The following is a 6,940-nucleotide window of genomic DNA, read 5'->3' as shown; positions in this document are numbered from 1 at the left end:
GGTCACTTTGGTCTTGGCCAAAGTGACCCGCCGTAAGGGCGGAAAGGTAACTAAGCGTCAATAAATCAAACGGATAAGCCCACAACCCCCAACACCAACCAATGCAACCCAAAGCGACTCACCGATCACGCCGTAAATCCGGCGGAATCGGCAAATCAGGCTTCAAAGGCTCCGGCGCCTTGCCCTTCCCCGCCCGGTACTGTCGGATCTGGAACACATAAGCCAGCACCTGCGCCACCGCCAGGTACAACCCCGCAGGAATCTCCTGCTCAAGCTCGGTGGAGTAGTAGATCGCCCGCGCCAACGCCGGCGACTCGAGGATCTGCACCTGATGCTGAACCCCGATCTCGCGAATCTTCAACGCGATGAAATCCGTCCCCTTGGCCAACAGCAAAGGCGCCACCCCGCCCGATTCGGGGTCGTACTTGAGCGCCACGGCATAGTGCGTAGGGTTGGTGATGATCACATCGGCTTCCGGCACCGCCGCCATCATGCGCCGCTGCGAGGCTTCACGCTGCAACTGGCGAATCCGCTGTTTGACCTCAGGCTTGCCTTCCGAATCCTTGTATTCGTCCTTCACTTCCTGCTTGGTCATCTTCAACTTGTTATGCGCCTGCCAAATTTGGAACGGCACATCCACCACCGCGATCAACAACAACCCGGCAGCCATCCACAATGCACTCCACCCGACCACCTGGACGCTATGGATGATGGCTTGATCAAGCGGCTCATTGGCGATCGCCAACAACGCCTCACGATCATTGGACAACACCGCCAGTGCCACCAGCAGGATCACGAAGAATTTGGCAAGGGCCTTGAGCAGCTCGGTCAAGGCGTTGAGGGAAAACATGCGCTTTATACCCGCCAACGGGTTCATACGACTGAACTTAGGCTGCAGCAGGCTTGCGGAGAACAGGAAGCCGCCCAAGGCGATTGGCCCGACGAAGGAAATCAGGAACAGCAGGATCAACACCGGCTGCACCGCCCAGATCGCCATCTTGCCCGAGATCAGCAGCAGAGTGCCCATGGCGCTCTCGTCCACCACCACCTCCCGCGAGAGGCTGAAATTCATGCGCATCAGGTCCATCAGGGTCTCGGCCAAGTACCCCCCGAACGCCAGCAGGCTGCCCGCCCCGGCAAGGGTCACCATCACGGTGTTGAGCTCCTTGGACCGGGCCACCTCGCCTTTTTCACGCGCATCGCGCCGGCGTTTGTCGGTGGGTTCCTCTGTCTTGTCCTGACCGCTCTCGCTTTCAGCCATGTTCAGCGCGCTCTGGCCAGCTCACGCAGCCATTGCAGCGCTTCGCTGGCCAATAACTGGTAATGGGAAAATATGTCGGCCAGGGTGACCCAGAAGATAGCCATGCCCAACACCAAGGTCAGCGGAAAGCCGATGGAAAAGATGTTCAGTTGCGGCGCAGCACGTGTCATCACGCCAAACGCGATGTTGACCACCAGCAGCGCGGTGATCGCGGGCAATACCAACAGCAGGCCGGCGCCGAGCACCCAGCTCATGCGCCCAGCCATCTCCCAGAAATGATTGACCATTAGCGCACTGCCTATCGGCAAAGTGGTGAAACTCTCGGTGAGCACCTCGAACACCACCAAATGGCCATTCATCACCAGGAACAGCACGCTGACCAACATGGTCATGAACTGGCTGACCACCGCCACGTTAACACCATTGGCTGGGTCCATCATGGAAGCGAAGGCCATACCCATCTGCACGGCAATCACCTGCCCGGCCACCACGAATGCCTGGAACAGCATCTGCAACGCCAGACCGAACAAGGCACCGACAATGATCTGCTCACCACACAGCAACACACCGCGCAAGCTTAAAGGATCTATTTCAGGCAATGGCGGCAACCCTGGCACGATCACCACCGTGATCGCCAAGGCAGCATAGAGGCGAACTCGCGCAGGCAACATGCGCGTACCGAAGATCGGCATGGTCATAAGCACCGCCGTCACCCTGAACAACGGCAGGATGAAGGTGGCGACCCAGGTGCCAATCTGTGTATCGGTCAGCTCCAGCATGGCTGCATCAACCGATCAACTGCGGAATGCTGGTGTACAGACGGTTGAAATACTCCATGAATCGCTGCAACAGCCAGGGCCCGATGACGATCAGGGTGACCAGCATCACCAGCAGGCGCGGCAGAAAGCTCAGGGTCTGCTCGTTGATCTGGGTGGCAGCCTGGAACATCGCCACCACCAGGCCGACCAGCAAGCTCGGCACCACCAGGATGGCCACCATCATGGTCGTCATCCAGAGCGCATCGCGGAAAATGTCTACGGCAACTTCTGGTGTCATACGTGGCTCTCCTTGATGGCCTCAGACGCCACCGAAACTGCCGGCCAAGGTACCCATGATCAACGCCCAGCCATCGACCAGGACGAACAGCATGATCTTGAACGGCAGGGAGATGATCAGCGGCGACAGCATCATCATGCCCATGGCCATCAGCACACTGGCCACCACCATGTCGATGATCAGGAACGGAATGAAGATCATGAAGCCGATCTGGAACGCGGTCTTGAGCTCCGAGGTAACGAACGCCGGCACCAGGATGGTCAACGGCGCCTGTTCAGGGCCGGCGATGTCGGTGCGCTTGGACAGGCGCATGAACAGGTCCAGGTCACTTTGCCGGGTCTGTGCCAGCATGAAGTCCTTCAGCGGCCCCTGGGCCTTGTCGATGGCCTGCTGGGCCGTCATCTGCTCGTTCAGGTAGGGCTGGATCGCGTCCTGGTTCACCCGGTCGAACACCGGGGCCATGATGAACAGCGTCAGGAACAACGCCATGCCGGTCAGCACCTGGTTCGAAGGCGTCTGCTGCAGGCCCAGGGCCTGACGCAGGATGGAAAAGACAATGATGATGCGGGTGAAGCTGGTCATCAGGATGACGAACGCCGGAATGAAACTCAGCGCCGTCATGATCAGCAGGATTTGCAGGCTGACCGAATACTCCTGCTGGCCGTCCGCCCCATTGGACAGGGTGATGGCCGGGATCGACAACGGGTCGGCAGCCAAGGCCATCGGCGCAGCCAGCAGCAGCGCCAGGGTCAACAATGAGCGCAGTGCGCCGGTCATCACTTCTTGTCCTTCTGATCCTTGCCCATCAGCTCGAGCAGCCGCTGGGCGAACTCCGGCGTGGCCGGGCGGGCACTGGCGGGCACCTCCACAGGCTCGGCCAACACGTGCAACGCTTCGATGTTGCCGGGCGAGTGACCGATGAGGATCTGCTCCTTGCCCACCTGCACCAGCAGCAGGCGGTCACGCGGGCCGATCGTCCGGCTGCCGATGATATCGATCACCTGCCCACCGCGCGGTGTCGCGCCTTGCATGCGGCGCAGCAACCAGGCAAGGGCGAAGATCAAGCCGACCACCAGCAACAGGCCGAAGACCATCTGTGCCAACTGCCCACTGAGGCTGCCGGGTGCAGCCGCAGCGGGTGCCGATGCCTGAGTGGCCGCGATCACCGTCTCGCTGACGAGCAATGCGCCGAAGGCCATCACGGCCCGCATCGAACCCTTCACTCAGCGCAGCTTCTTGATGCGTTCGCTGGGGCTGATCACGTCGGTCAGGCGGATGCCGAACTTCTCGTTGACCACCACCACCTCGCCGTGGGCGATCAAGGTGCCGTTGACCAGCACGTCCAACGGCTCGCCCGCCAGGCGATCAAGCTCGATCACCGAGCCCTGGTTGAGCTGCAGCAGGTTGCGGATGCTGATTTCGGTGCTGCCCACTTCCATGGAAATGTTCACCGGGATATCCAGGATCACATCCAGGTTCGGCCCCTCGAGGCTGACGTTTTCATTGGGCTTGGGGGAGCTTGCGAACTCTTCCATCGGCAGGCGGCCGGCGCCGGACTTGCCGCTGTCGGCAGCCAGCAGCGCATCGATGTCGGCCTGACCGGCGTCGCCGGTTTCCTGCAGGGCGGCAGCCCACTCATCGGCCAGAGCCTGTTCCTCCGGGGAGGTGATTTCGTTTTCGTTAGCCATGATGTCCTCGACAGGCATTCAATTCGGAAGGAGCGACCGGCACGCCGTCAGCGACGTTCGATCGGGTCGATGATCTGCAGCGACAAGGTGCCCTTGTGCGAGCCAAGGCGCGCCTTGAACGACGGCACGCCGTTGGCGCGCAGCACCAGGTGCTCGGGCAACTCGACGGGGATCACATCGCCCGGCTGCATGTGCAGGATGTCGCGCAGTTTGAGCTGACGGCGGGCCACGGTGGCCGAGAGCGGCACGCTGACATCGAGCACGTCTTCGCGCAGGGCCTTGACCCAACGCTCGTCCTGGTCGTCCAAGTCGGACTGGAAGCCCGCATCGAGCATCTCGCGCACCGGTTCGATCATCGAGTACGGCATGGTTACGTGCAGGTCGCCGCCACCGCCGTCCAGTTCGATATGGAACGTCGAGACCACCACCGCCTCGCTCGGGCCGACGATGTTGGCCATGGCCGGGTTGACCTCGGAGTTTATGTACTCGAAGTTGACCGGCATGATTGCCTGCCAGGCTTCCTTGAGGTCGACGAAAGCTTGGTCGAGCACCATGCGCACCACGCGCAGCTCGGTGGGCGTGAATTCACGACCTTCAATCTTGGCGTGACGGCCATCGCCACCGAAGAAGTTGTCCACCAGCTTGAACACCAGCTTGGCGTCGAGGATGAACAACGAAGTGCCGCGCAGCGGCTTGATCTTGACCAGGTTCAGACTGGTCGGGACATACAGCGAATGCACGTACTCGCCGAACTTCATCACCTGCACGCCGCCGACCGCCACGTCGGCGGAGCGACGCAGCAGGTTGAACATGCTGATGCGGGTATAGCGGGCGAAACGTTCATTGATCATCTCCAGGGTCGGCATGCGTCCGCGGACGATCCGATCCTGGCTGGTCAGGTCATAGCTTTTGACGCCACCGGGCTCGGCAGCGCTTTCGGTTTGTACCAGACCGTCATCGACGCCATGCAACAGGGCGTCGATCTCATCCTGGGACAGCAGGTCCTGCACGGCCATTTCGGGCTCCTACTGCAATACGAAATTGGTGAACAGCAGCTGGTCCACGACCGGCTTGCCGACTTCCTTCTGTGCCACTTCCTGGACCACCGCGGTGGCCTTCTGGCGCAGCATCTCCTGGCCTACCGGGCTGCTGGCCAGGGTGTCGAAACCTTGCCCCGAGAACATCATGACCAGGTTGTTGCGGATCACAGGCATGTGCACCTTGAGTGCGTCCAGGTCGGCCTGGTTGCGCCCCTGCATGGTGATGCTCACCTGCATGTAGCGCTGGCGGCCGTTCTGGTTGAAATTGACCACGAAAGCCGGCGCCAGCGGCTCATAGATCGCCGCCGCCTTGACGTTGGCCTGGGCAGGATCGACAGCGGGTGCCGACTCGCTCTTGTGCATGACGAACCACGTGGCGCCCACCGACAGGCCCACGGCCAGCAGCAGTGCCAGCACCAGCAGGAGGATCAGCTTGAGTTTGCCTTTAGTGGCGGGGTCTTTGACTGCTTCGCTCTTCGCCATGCCAATAATCCGTCGTCCATCGGGGTTTCAAAGAAGGATGACGTGGCTTGAGCAAGTGTTATGCCAGATTTGAGCCGAGCGGGAGCAACCGACAGGCGTAGGAGCTTGCGACGGCCTGAGATGGGCTGCGCCGCAGCCCTCAGGCGTAGTAATCGACGGCGCTGTCGCCGATCACCACCTGTTGTTCGACCGGCTGTGCGCCATCGGCCAGTTCACCGTCGTCCTCGCCACCGGCCATGGCGCGCCGCGCCGCGACCCCGGACAGGTTCGAACCCTCCTGCTGAGCCTGCTGTTGCTGCTGGCCGCGGGATTGATCGGCAACGTTGACATCAGGCTGGGCCAACCCCTGCTGGGCGAACAGCTCGCGCAGGCGATGCACCTGACTGTCCAGGGCGTCACGCACCCCGGCGTGACCACTGATGAAGGTGACCTGGGTAGACTGATCCGCCGCGACATTGACGCGGATGTCCAAGCGGCCCAACTCGGCGGGCTCGAGTTGAATGTCTGCGGACTTGAGGTTCTGGCTGGACAGGTACATGACGCGATTCACCAATCCTTCGGCCCAGGCGTTCTGGTTCATCGGCAGCGGCTGATGCAGTGGGCTGGGCGGTACGGCATTGGCGGTCTTGGGCGTTGCGGCCTGGGTCAGGCTGGCCAGGCGATTGGCGAAGTCGTCGACCCGCGTGTCGCTGCTGGCGCTCTTGGTGTCCTTCAAGCCGTTATCGAGCAGCTCGCTGAAGGCTTTGTCACCTGGCTGCGAGGTGTCGCCTTCGGCTTGCGGTTTGTCGATCAGGCTCGCCAAGGTATTGACGGCTACCTGCCCATCGTCGGGCTGGCCGCTGTCACTTTGACTGGTGGGCGCCGCATGGGCGGAGGTCGTTCCTTTGGCCTGCGCACTTTGTTCCAGGGCCAGGCGCAAGGTCGGCAGGTTGGCCAACGGATCGGCCGCAGGGTCGAAATCCTCCACGGCCGGCGCCTGCTCCGACGGCGTCTCGACAGGCGCGACCTGAGGCTGCACCGCGGCCTGCAGCACAGGCGCCACTGCCTCTGCCTGCGCCTGAATCAATTGCGCGCCAGGCTGGGCATCGGTGACCTGCCCGGCCACGAGGCTGGCATCGAGCAAGCTCGATTCGCTGCTGACGCTGGTTTGATCGACCACTGGCAAGGTTTTGCCGCCATCGGCAACCGGCTGCGTATCGGCAGGCTCGGTCTTGCCGTCGATCGCACTGTCGGATTTGTCCTTGGCTTTGGCTTGGGTCGCCTTGTCATCACGCCCCTGGCGGGCCATGACCTGATCGAAGCCCCCCGTCTGGGAGCCCGCCGCCTGCGGCTTGTCCGCCGTCTGAGCAGCCGCGCGCGATGGCTTGCTCACCACACTGGCTTGCAGCAAAGGATTGGATGCGACAGGCATT

At 61.8% G+C, this 6,940-nt stretch carries 9 protein-coding genes; all 9 read right to left on the bottom strand.

The window, feature by feature from the left end; translation table 11 throughout:
* Positions 1-118 precede the first annotated feature (118 nt).
* Positions 119-1,261 (bottom strand): flagellar biosynthesis protein FlhB, encoded by a 1,143-nt coding sequence (flhB, locus tag HMPREF3173_RS03540; RefSeq protein ID WP_070571556.1) that lies wholly within the window; start codon positions 1,259-1,261, stop codon positions 119-121.
* 2 nt (positions 1,262-1,263) lie between these two features.
* Positions 1,264-2,040 carry a flagellar biosynthetic protein FliR gene (fliR, locus tag HMPREF3173_RS03535; RefSeq protein ID WP_070571555.1) on the bottom strand — a complete coding sequence of 259 codons (777 nt, stop codon included), beginning with the start codon at positions 2,038-2,040 and terminating at the stop codon, positions 1,264-1,266.
* Between the two features lie 7 nt (positions 2,041-2,047).
* Positions 2,048-2,317: a flagellar biosynthesis protein FliQ gene (gene fliQ / locus HMPREF3173_RS03530; protein ID WP_043212792.1), complete on the bottom strand. Its 270-nt coding sequence runs from the start codon at positions 2,315-2,317 to the stop codon at positions 2,048-2,050.
* A 21-nt stretch (positions 2,318-2,338) separates the two neighbouring features.
* Complete coding sequence (gene fliP / locus HMPREF3173_RS03525) at positions 2,339-3,094, bottom strand: flagellar type III secretion system pore protein FliP (RefSeq protein ID WP_070571554.1); 756 nt, start codon at positions 3,092-3,094, stop codon at positions 2,339-2,341.
* Complete coding sequence (gene fliO / locus HMPREF3173_RS03520) at positions 3,094-3,528, bottom strand: flagellar biosynthetic protein FliO (RefSeq protein WP_070571563.1); 435 nt, start codon at positions 3,526-3,528, stop codon at positions 3,094-3,096. Before fliO ends, fliP begins: the two co-directional genes overlap by 1 nt.
* 12 nt (positions 3,529-3,540) lie before the next feature.
* Positions 3,541-4,005, bottom strand: a complete 465-nt coding sequence (gene fliN / locus HMPREF3173_RS03515; RefSeq protein ID WP_043212852.1) for a flagellar motor switch protein FliN — start codon at positions 4,003-4,005, stop codon at positions 3,541-3,543.
* 47 nt (positions 4,006-4,052) lie between these two features.
* Positions 4,053-5,021, bottom strand: coding sequence for a flagellar motor switch protein FliM (gene fliM / locus HMPREF3173_RS03510; RefSeq protein WP_043212789.1), 969 nt, complete (start codon positions 5,019-5,021; stop codon positions 4,053-4,055).
* Between the two features lie 9 nt (positions 5,022-5,030).
* Positions 5,031-5,528 carry a flagellar basal body-associated protein FliL gene (gene fliL, locus HMPREF3173_RS03505; RefSeq protein WP_043212786.1) on the bottom strand — a complete coding sequence of 166 codons (498 nt, stop codon included), beginning with the start codon at positions 5,526-5,528 and terminating at the stop codon, positions 5,031-5,033.
* 139 nt (positions 5,529-5,667) lie between these two features.
* Entirely contained in the window at positions 5,668-6,939 is a 1,272-nt protein-coding gene (locus HMPREF3173_RS03500) for a flagellar hook-length control protein FliK (RefSeq protein ID WP_070571553.1), read from the bottom strand.
* Position 6,940: the final 1 nt, after the last annotated feature.

This window comes from Pseudomonas sp. HMSC08G10, from assembly GCF_001808425.1.
GTDB classification, from domain to species: Bacteria; Pseudomonadota; Gammaproteobacteria; order Pseudomonadales; family Pseudomonadaceae; genus Aquipseudomonas; species Aquipseudomonas guariconensis.
This window is presented reverse-complemented; position numbering and strand designations above follow the sequence as displayed.

Bases quoted from the DNA above. Each gene is read 5' to 3' on its own strand.
- flhB (WP_070571556.1), bottom strand. From the start codon at position 1,261: ATGGCTGAAAGCGAGAGCGGTCAGGACAAGACAGAGGAACCCACCGAC.
- fliR (WP_070571555.1), bottom strand. From the start codon at position 2,040: ATGCTGGAGCTGACCGATACACAGATTGGCACCTGGGTCGCCACCTTC.
- fliQ (WP_043212792.1), bottom strand. From the start codon at position 2,317: ATGACACCAGAAGTTGCCGTAGACATTTTCCGCGATGCGCTCTGGATG.
- fliP (WP_070571554.1), bottom strand. From the start codon at position 3,094: ATGACCGGCGCACTGCGCTCATTGTTGACCCTGGCGCTGCTGCTGGCT.
- fliO (WP_070571563.1), bottom strand. From the start codon at position 3,528: ATGCGGGCCGTGATGGCCTTCGGCGCATTGCTCGTCAGCGAGACGGTG.
- fliN (WP_043212852.1), bottom strand. From the start codon at position 4,005: ATGGCTAACGAAAACGAAATCACCTCCCCGGAGGAACAGGCTCTGGCC.
- fliM (WP_043212789.1), bottom strand. From the start codon at position 5,021: ATGGCCGTGCAGGACCTGCTGTCCCAGGATGAGATCGACGCCCTGTTG.
- fliL (WP_043212786.1), bottom strand. From the start codon at position 5,528: ATGGCGAAGAGCGAAGCAGTCAAAGACCCCGCCACTAAAGGCAAACTC.
- HMPREF3173_RS03500 (WP_070571553.1), bottom strand. From the start codon at position 6,939: ATGCCTGTCGCATCCAATCCTTTGCTGCAAGCCAGTGTGGTGAGCAAG.